This is a genomic window from Methylacidiphilum sp. Yel, assembly GCF_004421185.1.
Lineage (GTDB): Bacteria > Verrucomicrobiota > Verrucomicrobiia > Methylacidiphilales > Methylacidiphilaceae > Methylacidiphilum.
In genome coordinates this window covers 21807-40961 of sequence record NZ_LXQB01000045.1, presented here as the reverse complement: position 1 = coordinate 40961, position 19155 = coordinate 21807, and the positions used below count along the sequence as shown (strand labels likewise).

Sequence of the window (19155 nt, the reverse complement as noted above, 5' to 3'; positions counted from 1 at the left end):
CAAAGGATGCGCTCAGCAGTAGCACTTTCCAAGAATCGATAACGACAAGAAAAAAAAGAATAACGAATAAAATCGTATTTTCCTACTGCTAAAAAAAACGGAATATCTTTTCAATCATTCAATCCACGGATATTTTTTTCATAAGCCAAAAAAGCTACTGGGTATTGGTAGTTGATTCGAATTATGAACAGAATCAAACCCAATGAAATAATTCTAAATTCCTTTGAAGGCTTTCCCAACATTCCTTTACTAGTTCTCCGATATCAAGAAATTATAAAAGAACTTGAAAAAAAAACCTTTTGAAGAAGCAGAAGAGCTATTCTATTCTCGCAATTGGCAGACTCTTGGGTCAATGGAATATATGCCTTTGAGCATTTTCATTCGACAACTCATGAAGTGCTCGCAGTAGTATCCAGTGAGGCTAAAGTCAGATTAGGGTGCCCACTGGGCACAGGATTAGAATTAATGGCAGGGGATATCATTGTGCTTCCTGCAGGGATTTCGCATGCAAGGATTGCTAGCTTAGAGTTCTTTGTGGTTGGTGCCTATCCAGAAGGTCGATCTTGGGATCTTCGGCGAGGAGATTTAAGCGAATTAGCAATTATTTTAGAGAATTTACGTCATGTGCCCTTTACCTAAAAATGACCCTGTTTATGGGGAGGAAGGACCATTGATTGAAATTTGGTACCGAGGTTTTTGATGAGAATTGAAACTAAAAAAGCTCTTTTTATCAATTTTTTTTCCGGTTAAAAGAAAGAATAGAAGAAAGGACTGCAAAAGTCAGACTTTAGCTATTGTGCTATTGTTAATCTGTTACACATCAAAGAAAAGGATATTAAACAGTTTGAATTGATTAACCCTAAGAGATTGAGTCCTCAAAAAGGCTATTTCTTATTCATCTGCACAAAAGAGGATTCTATAATTTAATAAGGAATGATACTATTTATTATATATCACTTTAGGATTCTTATCCCTCTTCTTTGTTTGATATTGTCTTTAAAGTCTCAAGATCTATCATAAAAGTCAAATAGAGATCCTTGACGCCTCTATGGGCTATGCCCTTTTGTATGAAGTAGGTTATATTCTTTATCTCAGTTCTTCAAAGGGTGGCGAACCAAACCTACCCAATAGGTAATCACGGATTGCGAGAAGCAGGCTTTGGCGAATTTTTCGATTCTCCCTTCCTCGCTCTTCCAGAGCCAAGAGCCCGTTATGAAGCAACATGAGACCCGCGCGAACCCACGCCCGCCAGCGGCCTCCATAAGTTTCGGCCATGAGCAGGCTGCTGCGAGCCCACAAGTAGGCGAGAATCGGCTTGGGCGTCCCGCTCGCCGGGTTGAGCAGGATTGCTCCCCACACGACCGCCGCTTTCCATCCGCATTTCCGCGCCCGCAAGGTGATTTCGACCTCGTCCCCGTACGCAAAGTACCGTTCATCAAAGAGCCCAATCTCTTCCAAGCACTCTCGCCGAAAAGCCATGAGGGTTCCATGTACATAATCAACTGTTTCGACAACCCCCTTTTCCCGAGGAGCGAGGGACACAACCCGTGCTCCAAGAATCGGATTGTACTTCGGCACTATCGGCTCTCCGTATTCCGGAGAGACCACACCCAAGCGCGGGTCCCCAGCCATCGCCGCTTGGAGCATCGCCAAGCAAGAAGGCTCCGGGAGCGCATCGTGGGCGGCCACGACGGCGATCGAGCCAACTTTCTCATCCAGCCACCGCCGCAGCCCGACGTTCAATCCTCCTCCCCACCCGAGATTGCTCAAGAGATCGAGTCGTTCCACTCCATCTGGCAATGCTTGATGGAGTGCTTTTCTCTTTTCCGGCAAGGAGCCATTGTCGATCACGGTCAGCCGGACGGGCACCGTCTGACCGAGGAATGCTCGCACGGCCTTTGCGCAGCCTTCCGGCTCATTCCAGTGGAGTAAGAAAACTTGTAGTGGCTCATTGACGGATCGCGACAAAGGCCACCTCCTCTCCAGAATTAGCTAAAAACATATTCAACAAAGGAGCAATCGAGTAAGCATAAAGCTTATCCAAAAAAGAACAATGGGTATGGACGACCCTACCGCAAGCATTTATCTGTCGGCTCTGACTTCTAGACCAATGGGATCCTGACCAACAAGTGAATACTTGGGCCTTTAGTCTTGCGTTTTGGCACATAATCGCACATCCTACTGGACTAGGAAGAACCAGATGACGCGGAGGATCTAGTTGCCGCCAGGCCTTTCTAAATCGGCGAGCTAAGAGTCCTACCGGATTTGGTGATATGCTGACAAGTACTCCACCGGACTTCAGTGCCAAGCTAAGTTTAGCAATCATGGCTTGTGGATCAAAAAAGTGCTCAAGAACATGGTTCATGGTGATCGCGTCATATTCTTCGGGGGCTAAGTTCACTTCTTCTAAACTAGAGCATCGAATGCTTAGGCCGCGTCTTCTGGCATGCTCTGCGGCTATTGGATCTGGTTCAATTCCTTCACAATTCCAACCGAAAGTTCTCATTCGATCTAGAAATGAGCCGTTGCCGCAGCCGACATCAAGCAGCTTCCCTCCAGGAAGCCTGGGTAGGAAGTAGACTCTTCGCGTTGCTTCTCTCCCTATGGGTGGGAATGCTAGCAGTAGTTCTCCTAGAAACTTCAAAGGGATTTCAAGCTTTTCTCCATTATATCCGATCCTGCGCAAGGCGGCATGTTGCACAGCATCCCACACACGGAATGGGAAGCTTCGTTTGATAGTCGATGCTTGATGGACATCGGTATGAGTAAAATAGTTTTCAGGATATAAAGAAGAAATTGCTTCCTTTGGAGGACGTGGATCCATCCAAAGTGACTGGCATCGATCGCAGCAGCGATAATTCCAAGCACCTGGGATGCCATATAATGGGTCTTTAGCCTCAGTAATAACTATGGCCCCAGTAGCCTTGCATACTGGGCAGTCTGGGACATGTTCCAATTGTATCATATCCTTTAGCCTCTTTATTTTTGTGGTTGGATAGCATCGGTTTTAGACCTCTAAAAAAGCATGAGCCGACCAATTGAGGATATCCTTTGTATTCAATAGAATCTATGTATGTTTTTTACAAGACCAAAGAAACTAGGAAATAGAACAAATTTATCATTTTCTTTCTTAACTAGCTTCTCAGCTATTGGATTGGTAGGCATGACCAAAAGAACCTCTTCTTTATTAAGCTATTTATAAAGCTGTTTAAATACTAATTAAAAGACGATAGATTGTTTGGAGATTGGCTTATTTTAGTGACAATACGATAGTTTTATAGAGGAATTTTGTCTTTATGCCCAACAAGAAAAAATAGAAATCCATGGGTTCTACTTTAGAAAAACAAAGAGGAAGAATCATTTTTTGATCTTCTAATTCTTCTTATCTTCTAATTCAAAGATTATTTCTTCGAGGAAGACTTTATTCACTCCTTCCGAAAATAGCCAATGTGTCTCGACCCAATATTTTGCAGTCTTATCTAGAAGAGGAAAGTCTGAAGATTTTATAATTCTAGAAGAAATTACTTTTCCGTTATGCACAGTAATTTGTAGAATCACTTTGCCTAGCATATGGTTTAATCGAGCAAGCAACAGATATGGAGGAATGGGTTGATAGACGAAGCTTAGATCATTTTTCTTTGGAGTCTTGTTCTCTAAAAATCAAGAAGGTTTTCTTTCTTTTTGAGAGAAGAATGATTGCTTTTCCAATACTTTTTGTAAGGAGATTGATACTTTTTATTATGCCTGGCATGGTTGGTTTATTTGTGTTTAAAGGTCTAATTGATCGATTTGGTTCTTCTTTTGTCTTATTTACAAAAACGGGGGGGTCTTCCTGCTTTTCTTTTGTCATTTTAAAATCAAGAAGGATTCCATGAATTATAAGAACTAGAAGCAGAAAAATATAAAAGAATAGTTTTTATTGCCACTCCCAAGGCTAAGCAACTCTTTTGAAGCGTTTTGCAAACAACTCTCCGTCTTCATAAGAATTAAATTGGTCCACAAAGCCATGTAGAAACCTATCCATTTCTAGCTTTTGCCTTTTTTTGAGTCCCGATCTTAACCATCTTTTATCGGAAAGTTTTTTTAAAGAAAAACAAAATAAGATCAAAAAAAGATAAAAAAAGAAAATTAGATGTTGTCTTCTTCTGCTAAAGAGCAAACTGAAGATTATTTTAGATTTCTTTTCTTATAGCAAGAAGCAATCAAACGAATTTTAGTTGGTAAAAAAGCTATTTGCTTTTTATAGGAGAATTTGATACCACCGTTCTGGGCTTAGACCCTATCTGAACAAGGGTTCGGTATTTCATAGGGATTCCATGAGAAGTCATTATTTCCAATAACTTTTCTTTTAATAAGGTCAAAATCTTTTATCTTTTATTTTTACCAATGCCAGCTAAAAAATTTTCGAAGTCGCTTGCTTCAAGAAACTCAACAACTTCTTTGGGAGATTTCCCATAATGAATGTTTTCTTCCCCTTTAAGGTATATCAATGACAAAACCACTTTGGATCACTAAGTTTTGGAGTTGAGCTGCTGTCTACAGGCTTAAGAATACGAAAATTTTCTTCTAATGCCTGCTTTTTTTTGAATATCTAGTGGAAAAAATAATTGAGATAAACGAATCGAAAAAATTAGAAGGGAAAATAGACAAATTATCTGAACCAGCAACATGAAATGATAGATTTTTTTCTATTTTTCTTTTAGCCAGTTGAATCCTATAAGGAGAAGGATCAACGTCAACCATAAAGCCATTTGGTTTAACCAACTGCGCAGCATAGGAAGTCAACTCTCCCGAGCCACAGATGTCTAATACTTTTTCTCCAGCTTTTAATTTTAAAAGACGGATCAATTTTTCCCCTTGCTGGTATTGAGGCTGGGTTATCCTTTAGTAGGCTAAAGCTAAGGAAAACATTCACCCCTACGAATCGTTAAAAAAAACGTTAAGTCCAATTTTCTTGGTCTTTTATAAAATTTTATAAAATTGAAACGAGCATTAAAAAATGAATCGATTTAGCCGTAGCAACAGTAGAATCTCCAATCATTTCTTCTGATTGGGAACAGACAAAATATTTTCTTTTGCTTCTATCTTTGTCTGATATCCAAAAATTTCTTTCTTAAAGAAATCAAGCTGCTTTGTTACCGGAAAGTTAAATAGAAGAAAATTGAAGGCTCAAACTTTCTGGAAAGCTTCTATAAAGGGAAAAAAACAGGCAAATGGAAAATTAACTTCTCTTCGGCCGTAAAGGAAGCTTGGAGCTTATTTGTAGATGTTAAAAGGATTAATTGATGAAATAATTCAGTTACAAAAAACCTCCAAAACTTAACTTTTATGACCAACAAACCTTAGACAAACTGAAATTAAAAATGAGCTTATTTTTTGTAAAGAATAACTAAGGTGTAATCAAAATAATATTATAATATTTTATTTATAAACGTATTCTATCTTTTCCTGTAGATCAGTATTTTTTTCGAATACATTCGAATACATAGGATTTATTTTTATAATTTTTTCTTTATTTTCCATGAAAAATTCTTAATAGTTTCATTCAATAAATAGAGCGACGAAAAGGAGAGGAAAACTAATTTTATTTTTTCTTCTGGAACAAGAAAAGTTGGTTATTGCCCCTATTTTTTTAAAAGAAAAAAATGGGGGAAGGGCGGTAGCTTTTCCTAAAAGTCTATTTATAACTGAGCGAGTTAGAACTTTTTCTAAGAAATAAAAAAGAAGAACGCTTAGGTAACTTTTTTGGTTCAATTAAAAAATTTTATGACCAAAACCTTACAAACCAAAAAGTACAATTCTCTTTGGCCATGGAAGGGGAGGGTAGCCATTTTCTTTGATTTTCTATTCCTTCTTATTGGAGCAACTGTTGTTTATTGGATTAGGTATAATACTATCTATTGGCCTAAGAATGTCCTTCCCTTATTATCCCATAGGCATACGGCAATTTTTTTTCTTTTTATCCTTACTTCTTTTCTACTCCTTCAACAAAAAGGCATTTATGATCCTACAAAAATTCTGAGTATTCCAGAAGAAACAAAAAAAATCTTTTGGGCTTTAACTCAATCAGCTACTTTTTTGATCGTTATTCTGTTTGCAGGTCAGATTCTTATTTCTAGAAAACTTTTATTGGAACTATGGCTTTTCAGTATTATTTTACTTCCTGGGTGGCGAATTATACTTCGTCAAATTTATTCTGAGGACCTCAGAAAAGGAAACTCCTGGATTAGGGTAGCGATTATTGGCAAAGGCGAAAATACCAAGAGCTTAGAACGATATTTTCAAGACAACCCTTTTTTAGGTATCGCTGTCTGGGGAGTTTTATCTCCAAGCAGTGAAGAAAAAATAGAAGAGACCATTGAAAAGCTTCCTCAAATATTAGATTTGAACTGGATTGACGAGATCATTATTGCTGATCCTCTTCCCTTAAACATGATTGAAAAGGTTCTCCTTGAAGCAATCAAAAGGAAAAAGAGAGTAAAAATGCTTTTGTCTTCTCTTTCAGAATCTCTTCATCCTCAATGGGAAAGAATGGAATTTTTTGATCGACTTGCTCTTGTTCCACTCTATGATCGCTCAATTTCTTTGGTTTATCTTATTGAAAAAAGACTGATTGACATTCTTGCCTCTTTTATAGGTCTTGTTGTTCTAAGTCCTCTTTTTTTACTTATTGGAGTGATCATAAAACTTCAAGATGGAGGACCGATCTTTTACTGTTCCACAAGGGTGGGAAGAAAAGGAAGGCGATTTTCTTGTATCAAATTTAGAACGATGGAAGTGGATGCTGACAAAAAGAAGGAAGCGCTTGTACATCTTAATGAGAGAGTCGGACCCATGTTTAAAATTACCAATGATCCAAGGGTGACCTCCTTTGGTAGATTTTTAAGAAAGTATAGTTTAGATGAACTTCCTCAGCTTTTTAATGTTTTAATGGGCCAGATGAGTCTGGTAGGCCCCAGGCCTCCGACACCCGATGAAGTCGAAAATTATGCAAAATATTCATTAAGTTATTATAAGAGGTTGGAAGTAAAACCAGGATTGACTAGTCTTTGGGCTGTAGAAGCTCGCAATGATCCTAATTTTCAAAGAGCTGTTGAGCTGGATTGTAAGTATATAGAAGAATGGAGTCCATGGCTTGACCTAAAAATCATATTGAGAACGATTCCTGTGGTTTTGCGTGGAGAAGGAAAATAAAAAAACAAAAAACTTATAATAAAATTTTCCAAAATAAAGTATTTTTTTCTTGTTATTTTTATTGAGTTATATGTAAACTATTGCAACCTATTCAAACCCAATTCATTATGGAGGAATCATTATGGAGGAATCATTATGGAGGAAAAATTAAAAAAAAGAGCCGATGTCATCTTAAAAAGCTCGATGTATAGCTTTATGATTACTGGGGTGATGGTAGGGATGCCGCTGATGAGTCCTGCGGTTGGGCCATTGGCTGTGACAACTCTTTGGGCTGAAGCAATATCACCAAAAACTTTGGGGATGGTTCAAGGAACTGGAATCATCACTCAGAATCATTTAGATATTCCACTTTCTGGGGGGAAATTTCCTTTAGCCGATGGAGCAAAAATTAAGACGGAAGGTGGAGTCATTCGAGTCAATTTTCCGGGTAAAAATTGGATTCAACTTGGGCCATATGGCTCAATGACGATTGTCAAAAGGGCTAATGGCTATCTTGTCAAGATAGAAGGGGGAGAAGTAAAATTTCATCTGAATCAGGGAGATATTGTCATTTTTGAAGGTCCAGCATCAATGATGCTTTCTGAAGGTGCATCTTTTAAGGAAGGGTCTATTTTAGTTGCTTCTGGGATTACTTCAGTCTCAATGAAGAAAGGTGAATTTAAAGTTAAAGATCTTGCAAACAAAAAAGAGTTTTGGGCTACCTCCGGAAATCCTGTAATGCTAGGGGCTGGTTCTTTAGAAATCATACCAACTTCTTCTGATGACGGCATTGCTGAAGGTAGTTCTGAACTTCCTTCTGGGGCAGTTCCTCTTTTTGGAGCTGATGGGCATTGTGTAGGGTATATGACTAAGAGTGGAGGATTTGTTTCTGCTCCTGGTATTGTCCCTCCGCTTGCTCATCCTATAAGTCAAAATTCTTTAAGCAAGGTGCCTAAATTACCCGGCGGAGCAAAGCCTTTGTTTGAGAAGCATGGCAAGTACATGGGGTTTGTAAGTAATGGATTGTTTGTTTATGATGATCCACCCGATGACAATAATGATACCAATAAGAAGAAGAAGAGAAGGAGGCTTGCTGCGATCATTTTAGGGACCTTGGGTGCTGGGGTTGTTGGTTTTACTGCCGCAGGAATTAGTGGGGCTTTTACCAGCCATCCGGGAGCCCCTGTTATCCCTGTGACGCCAACCGTCCCGTAGAGTAAAAAAAGAGAAATGATTGGACTCATAAGAAGAAGAGTGTGGAAAAAAGGAATTCTTCTAATGAGTTCCTTTTTTCTTTTTTATTGTCAGTATAGTCTATTTACTTTAGCTAAGTCTAAGAAAGAAGATTTTCCTAGCAATGTTTCTACTGCCACTGAAGATCCGAATAGTAAGATTAATGAAATTATTCTTATGCAGGCTAGCCAAACCACTGATAACAGTGGGGTGCCTCTTGGGGATGGGGATCTGATTGAAATTCGAGTTTCAGATTTACCTGAGCTTTCTGACATAAAAACAAGAATCACTCCTGCTGGAACAATTCTCTTGCCTCTTTTAGGGCAGCTGCAAATAGAAGGATTAACGGCTGAAGAGCTTCACGAGCTTCTTAAGACAAAGCTTGGGGAAAAGTATCTAAAGAATCCTCAAGTTTCAGTCTCTGTTGTGGAGATGAAAAGTCATAGAATCTCAGTCATGGGGGCTGTACATAAACCTGGAGTCTATGAAATGACTAATCAACTTAGACTAGTTGATGCCTTAGGACTTGCTGGAGGACTACGGGATGATGCTTCCCCAACGATTTATCTGATCCGTTCCCCAAGGAAAATGCTTGCTAAGAAAACTCTTTCTCAAGAGCAAGATGCTATCCATAAAGAAATGAGACTACTGAAAGAAAACAATGGGAGTAATGGAATGGTTAAGAAGGCGCTACCCGTCATAAATCCGATTAAACCTTTTATTGTTGAAATAGATCTTAATGAGCTTATTGATGGGAAAACAGATAGAACCAATTTAGTTCTTTTCCCTGGAGATGTGATCCAAGTGCCTCCAGCGGGTTCTGTCTATGTAGGTGGTGAAGTAAAAACCCCGAAAGGTGTTGCTCTAAAAGGGGCAACGATAACTGCTTATCAAGCGATTATTGAAGCTGGAGGACCCAATGACAAAGCGGATATGTCTAAAGTTAAGATTTATAGGAAATTGCCTAATGGTCAAAAAAAAGTTACACTAATTGACTTAAGTAGAAAAAAAAGGGATTATAATGACTTTCCTCTGCAAAAAGGGGATGTAGTGGTTGTTGGAACAAATGGGCCGATGGCTGTTCTTGTGGGGATTAGAGACACTATATTTTCTAGAATGTTTATGCCTATGCCATATTGAGGATCTATGTCGGAAGAAATACAAAGGATTCCTGACCAGAATTTTCCTTCAGGTCAAATACAAGATCCTAATTCAAATCTTACTGCTATTCCTTCTGATCCTTACTACTCTTTTTCTACAGGGCAATGGCTCAAAGATAGACTTAAGGAAATTTATCGTTATAAAGCAATTGTCTTAATAAGCTTTTTATTAATTTTACTTTTTACTATTATTTTTACATTTACCCAACAACCGGTCTATCAAGGAGTTACCACGGTTAAAATCAATTTTAATAAGTCTGAAGTCCTTCCCTACAAGTCTGTGGGTGAAGATCAAGCGGGGCTTTTTGATTATGAAAATTATTTTAAAACTCAAGTTGAAATTTTAAAAAGTAGATCTTTAGCGCAGCGGGTGGTCGAGCGTCTAGATTTAGATGAACATCCTGATTGGTTAGGCTTAAAAAAACCGTCAATTACTAAACATTCCAAAAACTCTTCTGAAGAGGAAGAAACATCCTCTATAATAAATTCATATACAAAACGGATTCTTGATAACCTTCGGATTGAACCGGTAAAAAACACAAGACTTGTGAAAATTAAATTTGATAGTGTAAATGCTGAGGCAGCGGCACAAATTGCGAATGCCTATGCAGAGGCTTTTATAGCCTTTGGTCTTGATCGAAAATTAGAAGCCAATCAACATGCAAGACAATTTCTTGCAAAACAACTTGATTCAATGAGAAAAAAATTAGCATTGGCTGAAGAAAGACTAGCGAACTTTACAGAACAAACAGGCATTGTAAAATTTCCCGGGGTAGATCGCTCACCAGCTGAACAAGAACTTAATAGAGTCAGTGAAGCTATGTCAAAGGCACGCTTTGAAATGATTAGAAGAGAAGTGTATTTAGAAAAAGCTAAATCTGCAATGGAAGCTGGTAAGCTGGCCGCTATTCCAGACAGTCCTTTTACAGTCGACTTAAAAAAGAACTTACTTAAAGAACAAGCAAAATACCATGAATTAGAAGATATATATAAAGAAGAATACCCTAAAATGTCGCGAATAAAGGCAGAAATCGAAGGATTAAATAAGGAAATTAATGAAGAAAAAGAAGCAACGATTGAAAAACTTGAAGCAGACTACGAAGCAGCAAAAAAACATTATGAAAGCTTAGAAGAAGAATGGAAAGAAGCCATGGTTAAAGTCAAGAAGGAAGGCCGGCTACTTTCTCAATATGCTTTGCTCAAACGGGAAGCAGATACTGATCGGGAAATGTATACAAGTCTTTTAAAAAGGTTAAAAGAAACTGACATTACTTCTGCTCTTAATTCTGGAAATATTGAAGTTGTAGAAACCTCGGCTATTCCGAAAATTCCGATTAAACCACAAAAGACTCGCAATATTCTTTTTGCTCTTGTTTTTGGATCGCTTGCCTCTTGTGGGCTCGCTCTTGGATTAGCAAAGCTTGACACAAGGATTCGATCCAAAGAAGAAATAGAAAAAGAATTTGGGCTGCCAGTTCTTGGTTCTGTTCCAGATGTCGAATTTCTCCAAGGAGAGGGGATTGATGAAATTCCAAAGGATATTCCCTTTGCTCTTACTACTCATGCCGCACCAGAATCTTTGATTAGTAATGCCTATAGACAAATTCGTACCTTGCTCCACTATGCGATTCCTAATCGAAAACCTCAATTAATTGCTCTTACCAGCACTTATCCATCTGAAGGCAAAAGCAGTACGGTTGTTAACCTTGCCACAGTCTTAGGACAGCAGGGAACTGTTCTTATTATAGATGGGGATTTACGAAGACCTATGCTTCATAAGGTATTGGGATTAAGACCACGGCCTGGGCTTTCGGAAATTTTGACTGGACAAGTGAACGTAGAAGAAGCAATCCAATCGACGGCTATTCCTAATGTTTGGGCTATAGGGGGAGGAAGAGCTGCAATCCATCCAGCAGATCTTCTTGGTTCTGAATCCATGCAATATTTGACTCAATTAGTAAGACAGTATTTTGGTTATGTTTTAATTGATACGCCACCAATGCATGGGATGCCTGATGCTGCCATTATTGGGACACTTACCGATGGTTTGATTTATGTCATTCAAAATGGGCGAACAGAAAAAAAGGATTTTCTTCAAAATTTGCAAATTTTGGCATCAGTGAATACCAAAATTCTTGGGGTGGTTCTAAACAAAACGGATGGCTCATATCAGTCCTATTATTCCTATTATGCTTACAAAGCTAAGGATGAGCTCCAAAATAAAAATGAAACCCAAAATCTTTCTCCTTTTCAGTCCCTTCGATTCTTGAATGGTTGGGTCAAGAAAAAATCAAGCGATAAGACAACTGACTCATAATCAATAAATTATTTTATAAAAACGAACGGATTTGATGTTTCTTGTGATTAAAGTATCTCCTTTATTTTTATTTATTTTTATAATAATTGGGATCATTCTTTCTTCGTCATCCCTTTTTCTTTCTTCTTCTAACAAATTTTTATTTCAGCCATTAAATTCTTCTTTATGGATTCAACTAGCCAAAGATAAAATCAACAAAGACAAATTGGAAGAAGCATTCCAAATTTTACAATGGGTTAGGAAAATTTCTGGACCTATTAGTACTAAAAGAATAGAGATTGCTGAACTTCTTATTGAATGTAATAAGACGGATTTGATAATCCCGGAATTAAAGTTCGTTTTTAAAACGGATCCTAATCTTAGAAAAACAACTATATATCTGCTTAAGTCTATCTATGGAGAAAATGGGAGCAAACTATTATTAGATACTACTGATCTATACATTTGGTCTAGTTACTTAGAGATTGCTTTAAATGAAGGATGGCTTGAAGAAGCAAAAGAAATCTGGCATCAACTTTCTAAGCATAAAAATAACATAGATCCTAAGCTCTTTAAAAGCTACGTTGAAACTTTTATCCAACAACAAGACTATCAAGAAGCGCGTAGGGCGTGGGATCTCTTTTTCCCTATTCAAGGATTGCTATGGAACGGAGGTTTTGAAAAGCCTTTTATAGGATGGGGTTTTGATTGGAAAATCTATAAGTCACCTTTTTATCAAATCAAAAGAGATTCGCAAAAAGCTTTTTCTGGAAGATATTCTTTTAGAGTTAAATTTAATGGTCTTCCTCCGGATAGAGATTATGTGATAGCCGAACAACGAATTGCATTAAAAGAGAAAAAAAAATATATTTTGTCGGCAAAAGGATTAACCAAGGGTTTATTAAGCAGTTCAGGAGTTATTCTTGAGATTTATGATCCTCAGGAGGAGTTTTCCTATGGAAAAACATCCCCACTAAAAAATTTAGACGATTGGAAAGAATATTCATGTAAAACAAAAAATTTAAATGAGGATATAATCGCTTTGTTAAGGATTCGATGGAAGGCTACTACTGAATGGGAAATTCCTGTCTATGGAACTGTATGGATTGATGAAATTTACCTTACAGAATTTGATCAAGAAGAAAACCCAAAAGATGGATCTGAAGGAGAAGAAGAACAGGAGGGAGAGGATCTCCCCTTTGGTGAACCAAAAGAAAAATCTTCTGAAGAGTCTCCTTCAACCTGAAGGCTTGTTGTTTTTGGTTCTGATAATTTCTCCTTGGCTTTTTGGATCCGTTGAAGCGTGGGCAAAAATATTGCTTTTTTGTCTGATTCTTTTAGGAGGAATGATCTGGTGGAAGCAACACGCTAAACTGAAGTTATCTTTTTCTTTTCCATTAATGAGTGTTGTTGTGTTTATCATTTTATGGATATTTATAGAACAAATTCCTTTTCCTCCAACTCTCATTCAATTTTTATCTCCTAAAAGATATGAACTAGAAAAGACGACCCTTTTACTGCTTGGACATTCGGCTACAACCCAAGAAATGGGTTGGATCCCCCTTTCTATCAATCCCTCTGAATCATTCTTTTATACTTTAGAATTTAGCGGAATTATTCTTTTTGGTTTTATTGTAAATCAAATTTTTAAAAAATCTCCTGAACAAAGAGATTTTTGGATCTATGCTACTTTGGTCAATGGTTCGTTGCTATCGATCTTTGCAATCATCCAACGAGCAACCTGGAATGGGAAGATCTTTTGGTCAAGGACCTTGACTCAAGGCGGGGATCCTTTTGGTCCTTATGTAAATAGGACTCACTTGGGAGGTCTTCTTTTATTACTTATTCCCCTAGGTATAGGCTATCTTTTATATAAAGAACAATCCTACAGACCGAATAAACAAAGATTGGCAATAAAAGGCAGTTTGACAACTGGCCTTCAAAATCTTTCCTTTAGTTATTTATTCGAAAAGCTTTTTTTCCCATGCCTTCTTCTCATTGTGGCAAGTGGGATTCTCATCTCTCGTTCCCGAGGAGCGATGGTAAGTATGCTTTTAGCCCTTTCGCTTATGGGTCTATGGTTTTCTTTGGATGCAAAAGAACAAAAGAAGGGAATGAAACAGACTTTATTAGTTGGAGCCTTTATGGTGGGCTCTATTGTTATGGCATTATGGATGGCTTCTGATATTTTTATTGGGGCAACGCAACGGCTTGTAGAAGAAGCTGTGGATATTAAAGAAAGTAGTCGAATTGCTCTATGGAAGGAAGCTCTTGAGCTTTGGAGAATGTTTCCTTTAACAGGTTCTGGGCTTGGGACATTTGAAGAAGCTTTTAACTTAGTAAGGACTATCTTCCCTGGACCCATGCGTGTGACTCATGCAGAGAGTGATTATATCGAGCTTTTAACAGATACTGGGATTGTAGGCCTCTTGCTTTTTCTAGTTCTTATTTTCATTGTTCTGTTTAGGGGATGGCAAAATATTAGGTTAGAAAAAGACCAAAAGACGAAAATACTTGTGGCAGGTAGTTATTTTTCGTTTATTGGTGGGCTTCTTCAAGGAATAGCTAACTTTAACCTTGTTACAATGGCTAATCTTTTATGCTTAGTTTTTTGTGCTCAGATCTTTTTAAGCCATTCAGAAGAAAATAAAAATCAAAACTTATAATCGCTTCGTCTATACCTATAATTTTTTAAAATTTCTAGTATTTATCTAAAAATCCTATGTCCATTGCTTCTAAAGTTAATATTGCCGTTTGTGGGAGATTCCATTTTCACAACTATGTTCCTTACCTAGCAAAAGAAGGCATTTTGAAATGCTTTTATTATTCGCATCGTTTTGATAGAAAAATTCTTTCAGAAGGACAAGAGATCAATCTTTGGCTTAAGGAATATTTACTAAGACTCCATAGTCGATTATTAGGAACCAAACTTCTCTATTCTTTATTTGCTCCCCTTTATATTTCTCTTTGGGAAAAACAGCTTTTAACGCATTGGAATGCTGCTGAATTATGGCATATAATGCTTCATGGAGCCGCAAGAAACATTATTCATAAAGCACACAGAGAAGGCAGTATCGTTTTAGGGGAAGCCGTAAACAGTCATCCTTTTATATTAAATCGCCTGCTTGAAGAAGAACACGAACGGTTAAGTCTTCCAAAACGAAATCATTTCTGGAAAGGAGAAAAATGGCGGCTTGAAGAAATAGAACAGATCGATTTTCTTTTAGCTCCTTCAGTCTGGGTTAAAAATTCATTTGTGGCTCAGGGATTTCCCATAGAAAAAATTTTTGTTCTTCCTTATGGAGTAGATGTTAGACGCTTTTGTCCGGCATTGTTTAATAAAGAAGATCAATCCCAAAAAATATTCCAAGTTCTTTGTGTTGGACAAATTACTCCTCGAAAAGGGCAGATTTACCTCCTGGAAGCTTGGAAAAGACTGAGGCTACCGCAAGCGGAACTTCTTTTGCTTGGTGCAATAGATCCTATTATGAAACCTATCCTAAAAAAATATGAAGATTGTTTTACTTACCTGGGGTTTTGTTCTTGGGATAAAGTTTCTTATTATTTCCGTAATGCTTCTGTTTTTGTTCTTCCTTCAATCGAAGATGGATTTAGTTATGTAATCATCGAAGCAATGGCAAGTGGCCTTCCTGTGATTACAACAACAAATATCGGGGCATCTGAAATTGTAGAAGAAGGGATAAATGGATACGTTATTCCTATTCGTTCTTCAGAGAAAATAGCTGAAAAATTAGAGATTTTGTATAGAGATCAGTCATTGCGGATAGAGATGTCAAGACATGCTTTTGAAAAGGCAAGGAGATTTCTTGACTGGCAGTTCTATGCAAAAAGCATCATTAAAGATGTTTATAATCCTTTGTTCAATCTGAAAAGATTAAAAGGAAATCATTTATCATATTAATTAAATATCAATTCAATAAATATTCTTATATTCGATTCTAGAACATTTTGGCATGCTAGATAAAGAAAAAAGCAAAACTGATATTAAAAGGGAGGCGAGATCTTAACTTTGATGCTTAACGAAAGTTATGTTAAGATTAAATTTTAAGAAACCTTAGAGGCACATTGGTAGAGAAATTTCTAAGTGTATGCTGATAATTTGATTAATCCAAAAGATTTAGTTTTGTTTTAATCTCTTTGATTAGAGATTTTGAACTAGAATAACAGAAAAGGAAAATATTTCTATACATTGGTAGGATTAGCTATTACATTAGCTCGTATTAAAAAATCAAGCTTTAATCAACTAAATCTAAATTTGTTTATATGGAAAACATTTTTAAACTAGGAATTATTGTGCCAACATGGAATTCTGAAAAAGACTTAAAGCCATTACTTGAATCATTTCAACAATTGACATGTAAGCATCAAATAGAAAAGATTGTCTTTGTTGATTCTGGATCGAAAGATAGGACTGTTGATCTTTTATGTGAAATACAAAAAATTCCTCAAAATATTCTTCCTATAAAAGTACTACAATTGGATAGAGACAAAGGCTATGCGCACGCCCTTAACCAAGGGATATATACTTTTAACAATTACTTCCCGAATTATCTTCTTTTTTCTAATCCTGATGTGATTTATCCTCGGTTTTTTTTGGATAAAATCTTAGAAGAAGTGAAAGGCTATGAAACTCTAAATATAGGTATAATCGGGCCTAGAGTTTTAGCACCAATTGGAAATGGTAAATGGCAAGAAGAAAATCTTAGGCCAAGAAATCTATGGGGCATTCCACAATATAGACCTAAGGATCAAAAAGTGTACTTCGTTCATTCAACACATGGCGCTAGTCTATTAGTTAAAAAAGAAGTTTTGGAAAAAATTGGGTTCTTTGATGAAGACTATTTTTTATATTGGGATGAACATGATTTTTGTACAAGAGCAAGAAAAGCCGGTTTTTCTATTGTAATTGTAAATACAATTTCAATATTACATCATCCTAGTGAAATTAGGAGCGAATCTCAGAATAAATCAAAAATATTTTTATATTATCAGTATCGTAATCAATTTCTTTTTGCTAAGAAAAATTATGGACTAATTAGTCAATGTTTATTCCTTTGCATTCGATTTTTAGTTTTCGTTCGCGAGTTAATCAATTATATATTAAAAAAACAATGGGCCTATGCAAAAACCATGTCTTTAGGTTTTCTACGGGGATTATTGAATGAAAAAGGGATTTCTAAATTATCTTTTTAAGGTTTTATAGCCCTCTATAGCAAGTTATATTGTTGTTCCAAGCGAATGACGGAAATGCTTGGGCGAAGGAAAAAGATTGAATATTGTCTATTGACTGAGTGTTGAGTGCCACTGATGACATGCGATCAATCTTTTTCAATGTGTATCTACGGATACGTCTGTAGAAATTGTAGATAGATGGAAACAACGATTTATGCGTTTAAAAAAAATATGGTCGCCGGATTTGTACAGAGCAACCCGTTTTCATACTGAGACTGGGGAATTTTGTGGCTTTCCAGCAAGTTTCGGTATTGGGATGGCGGTAGTAACCTATATTCTTTCTCGGATTAGAAAGCGATGGTTGAGTCAGCCGTGGTGGGTATTTGAAGCTATCCGATTAGTGGATAGTAAGTTAAATAATCAGGACAGGGTATTGGAACTTGGTTCTGGTTATTCGACATTGTGGTTTTGCAATCGGGTAGAATATATATGTTCCATCGAAGAATCTGAAGCATGGAAAACGTGGTTGGAAAGAGAGATGGCAGCTAGAAGACAAAAGATAAAGGGAGCTGTGCTTTTGGGAAATACCAAATCGTTTCTGGAGCGATTGCGCGGGGGACAGTGGAGCGTGATTGTCATCGATGGCAGCGACAGGATGAGTGCACTCGATGGAGTCATATCTTTGCAACGTGAAAATCTGCCTCGTATTCTTATTTTTGATGATACCGATAAGGCGGAATATCGTGGCGTGGCTAGGCTAGTACAGTCTTTAGGTTTGTATAGCCTTTTCGTCTTTCGAGGCTTTAAGCCGCAAACCCTGCATGCGTGTGAAACTACTGTTGCCATTCGGAAGGATCGATTGTGAACTGGACAATCGAGCGTTTCCAGTCACGAATATAAGCAGATCGCATCTCTTTGATACGGCGGTGGTCTCTCCGGCGAATGGTGTAATGCTTGCATGTTTTTGCATAGGATGATTTTTCAACTCAGTTGAAGGTGAGACCATGGCATAGGGGGAGCTCTTTCCTGGAAAGAAAGAAAAAGAGACGGTGAGTATAGAAAACAGTTAGCTTACACAGTGGCTCGAACTGGATTGGATCTAATTCGGACTCATCAATTTGGATGAACAGGTATATGAACTGGAGGACTTGCATTGGTATGAAGAAATATCTACAAGTGTACTCCTTCAAAGAGTTTTTCTAAAAGCAGGCACTCGCGGATGAGGTGATTCGATTTATTGATAGCCATGGTTTTTGATTGGATCGCGTCTAGCCCATGTTTGGTGGTGTAACATGGTGTTATCGATGTGCTTTATTTCAATGTCTCAGTATGTGGCGGTTATGGAGTTATTTTGGGGTTCTAGGGCTCCAAAGAGCTAATTCTTATAAATAGATACGCCCAAGCGTCCAATACACCGGCTGAAGAAAGCGGCAATCAATCCGAACTTGACCGTTTTCTTCTAGACCGGCCGAATCTGCTTTCTCCGACAATCAAGGACGTAGTTGTCTATAGCCACCAGGCTATTGTCTGTTCATTTCTCTGGACAAATTGGTCAATTGTCCACAAGGACAAAGCCCTCTCTGCAAGCAAACGAGCATGCTGGCTTTTAAAAACAGCCTCCAAAAGCTCCGGAAAACTAACTCCTCCCAAAGAGTCCCTAGCCTATGTTTGGTAAAACTTTTGTAACGTGCTGATTATCAATGAGATTTTTTTTAATGTGTCGCTATGCGAGGGTTTTAGGAGCTATTTTTGGGTTTCCAAGGCACTAAGCGGCCAACTCGGAAGGCAGAAAGGATTCGGCGTGCGTATTGGTTTCCCGCCGTGACTCCGCGGTGTTTGGTGCCAGCGATGTCTGCCTTGGGCGTCTTTGGACGGTGCGTAGGTGAGTCAGGGCCTCTTCGGGGGAAAAGGGGAGTTTGGCTGCCTTAAGTTTTTTCTCCAATAGCCGGTCAAGCAAGAAGGCCAAGGCGGCGACAAAGCCATGGGCCTGGACAAGCTCTCGGATCATGGGGATAGATTGGAGGCATCTCTAGGACATCTTTTAACTTCCTAAAGGCCCGCTCCACTTGGGTAAGCGCCTTGTAAGCGCAGACGGCCTCT

General features: G+C 37.8%; 15 protein-coding genes. 10 read left to right on the top strand and 5 right to left on the bottom strand.

Annotation, left to right across the window (positions count from 1 at the left end):
* The first annotated feature begins 333 nt into the window (after positions 1-333).
* The gene (locus A7Q09_RS07085; protein WP_134390656.1) at positions 334-639 is read left to right on the top strand and encodes a hypothetical protein; all 306 of its coding nucleotides are present in this window, start codon (positions 334-336) and stop codon (positions 637-639) included.
* 447 nt (positions 640-1086) lie between these two features.
* On the opposite strand, the gene A7Q09_RS07080 is transcribed toward A7Q09_RS07085, so the two are convergent.
* The 5 genes from A7Q09_RS07080 to A7Q09_RS10990 form a co-directional block, all read right to left on the bottom strand.
* Positions 1087-1968: a glycosyltransferase family 2 protein gene (locus A7Q09_RS07080; RefSeq protein ID WP_166791952.1), complete on the bottom strand. Its 882-nt coding sequence runs from the start codon at positions 1966-1968 to the stop codon at positions 1087-1089.
* The gene (locus A7Q09_RS07075; RefSeq protein WP_134390653.1) at positions 1949-2965 is read right to left on the bottom strand and encodes a bifunctional 2-polyprenyl-6-hydroxyphenol methylase/3-demethylubiquinol 3-O-methyltransferase UbiG; all 1017 of its coding nucleotides are present in this window, start codon (positions 2963-2965) and stop codon (positions 1949-1951) included. The genes A7Q09_RS07080 and A7Q09_RS07075 overlap by 20 nt, the downstream gene beginning before the upstream one ends.
* Positions 2966-3372: 407 nt before the next feature.
* On the bottom strand, positions 3373-3591 hold the full coding sequence (locus tag A7Q09_RS11490) for an energy transducer TonB (RefSeq protein ID WP_394346626.1): 219 nt from the start codon (positions 3589-3591) through the stop codon (positions 3373-3375).
* Between the two features lie 776 nt (positions 3592-4367).
* Entirely contained in the window at positions 4368-4490 is a 123-nt protein-coding gene (locus A7Q09_RS11140; RefSeq protein WP_279636291.1) for a hypothetical protein, read from the bottom strand.
* 76 nt (positions 4491-4566) lie between these two features.
* Entirely contained in the window at positions 4567-4848 is a 282-nt protein-coding gene (locus A7Q09_RS10990) for a class I SAM-dependent methyltransferase (protein WP_244228590.1), read from the bottom strand.
* A 918-nt stretch (positions 4849-5766) separates the two neighbouring features.
* Between A7Q09_RS10990 and A7Q09_RS07060 the strand changes: the two genes are divergently transcribed.
* The 9 genes from A7Q09_RS07060 (at position 5767) to A7Q09_RS07025 (ending at position 17920) form a co-directional block, all read left to right on the top strand.
* The gene (locus A7Q09_RS07060; protein WP_134390649.1) at positions 5767-7194 is read left to right on the top strand and encodes a sugar transferase; all 1428 of its coding nucleotides are present in this window, start codon (positions 5767-5769) and stop codon (positions 7192-7194) included.
* A 135-nt stretch (positions 7195-7329) separates the two neighbouring features.
* Positions 7330-8388, top strand: coding sequence for a hypothetical protein (locus A7Q09_RS07055; protein WP_134390647.1), 1059 nt, complete (start codon positions 7330-7332; stop codon positions 8386-8388).
* 63 nt (positions 8389-8451) lie between these two features.
* The gene (locus A7Q09_RS07050) at positions 8452-9546 is read left to right on the top strand and encodes a polysaccharide biosynthesis/export family protein (protein ID WP_244228589.1); all 1095 of its coding nucleotides are present in this window, start codon (positions 8452-8454) and stop codon (positions 9544-9546) included.
* Between the two features lie 6 nt (positions 9547-9552).
* Positions 9553-11883 (top strand): polysaccharide biosynthesis tyrosine autokinase, encoded by a 2331-nt coding sequence (locus tag A7Q09_RS07045; protein WP_134390643.1) that lies wholly within the window; start codon positions 9553-9555, stop codon positions 11881-11883.
* Positions 11884-11917: 34 nt separating this feature from the next.
* Entirely contained in the window at positions 11918-13108 is a 1191-nt protein-coding gene (locus A7Q09_RS10520) for a hypothetical protein (protein ID WP_208526707.1), read from the top strand.
* Entirely contained in the window at positions 13065-14528 is a 1464-nt protein-coding gene (locus A7Q09_RS07040) for an O-antigen ligase (RefSeq protein ID WP_166791949.1), read from the top strand. Before A7Q09_RS10520 ends, A7Q09_RS07040 begins: the two co-directional genes overlap by 44 nt.
* Before the next feature lie 56 nt (positions 14529-14584).
* Positions 14585-15784, top strand: a complete 1200-nt coding sequence (locus tag A7Q09_RS07035) for a glycosyltransferase family 4 protein (RefSeq protein ID WP_134390640.1) — start codon at positions 14585-14587, stop codon at positions 15782-15784.
* Between the two features lie 362 nt (positions 15785-16146).
* Positions 16147-17076 (top strand): glycosyltransferase family 2 protein, encoded by a 930-nt coding sequence (locus A7Q09_RS07030; protein WP_134390638.1) that lies wholly within the window; start codon positions 16147-16149, stop codon positions 17074-17076.
* A 223-nt stretch (positions 17077-17299) separates the two neighbouring features.
* Positions 17300-17920: a hypothetical protein gene (locus A7Q09_RS07025; protein ID WP_134390636.1), complete on the top strand. Its 621-nt coding sequence runs from the start codon at positions 17300-17302 to the stop codon at positions 17918-17920.
* The last annotated feature ends 1235 nt before the right edge of the window (positions 17921-19155 follow it).

Coding starts and splice junctions, on each gene's coding strand:
- A7Q09_RS07075 (WP_134390653.1), bottom strand. CDS start 2,965: ATGATACAATTGGAACATGTCCCAGACTGCCCAGTATGCAAGGCTACT.
- A7Q09_RS07060 (WP_134390649.1), top strand. CDS start 5,767: ATGACCAAAACCTTACAAACCAAAAAGTACAATTCTCTTTGGCCATGG.
- A7Q09_RS07055 (WP_134390647.1), top strand. CDS start 7,330: ATGGAGGAAAAATTAAAAAAAAGAGCCGATGTCATCTTAAAAAGCTCG.
- A7Q09_RS07050 (WP_244228589.1), top strand. CDS start 8,452: ATGAGTTCCTTTTTTCTTTTTTATTGTCAGTATAGTCTATTTACTTTA.
- A7Q09_RS07045 (WP_134390643.1), top strand. CDS start 9,553: ATGTCGGAAGAAATACAAAGGATTCCTGACCAGAATTTTCCTTCAGGT.
- A7Q09_RS10520 (WP_208526707.1), top strand. CDS start 11,918: ATGTTTCTTGTGATTAAAGTATCTCCTTTATTTTTATTTATTTTTATA.
- A7Q09_RS07035 (WP_134390640.1), top strand. CDS start 14,585: ATGTCCATTGCTTCTAAAGTTAATATTGCCGTTTGTGGGAGATTCCAT.
- A7Q09_RS07030 (WP_134390638.1), top strand. CDS start 16,147: ATGGAAAACATTTTTAAACTAGGAATTATTGTGCCAACATGGAATTCT.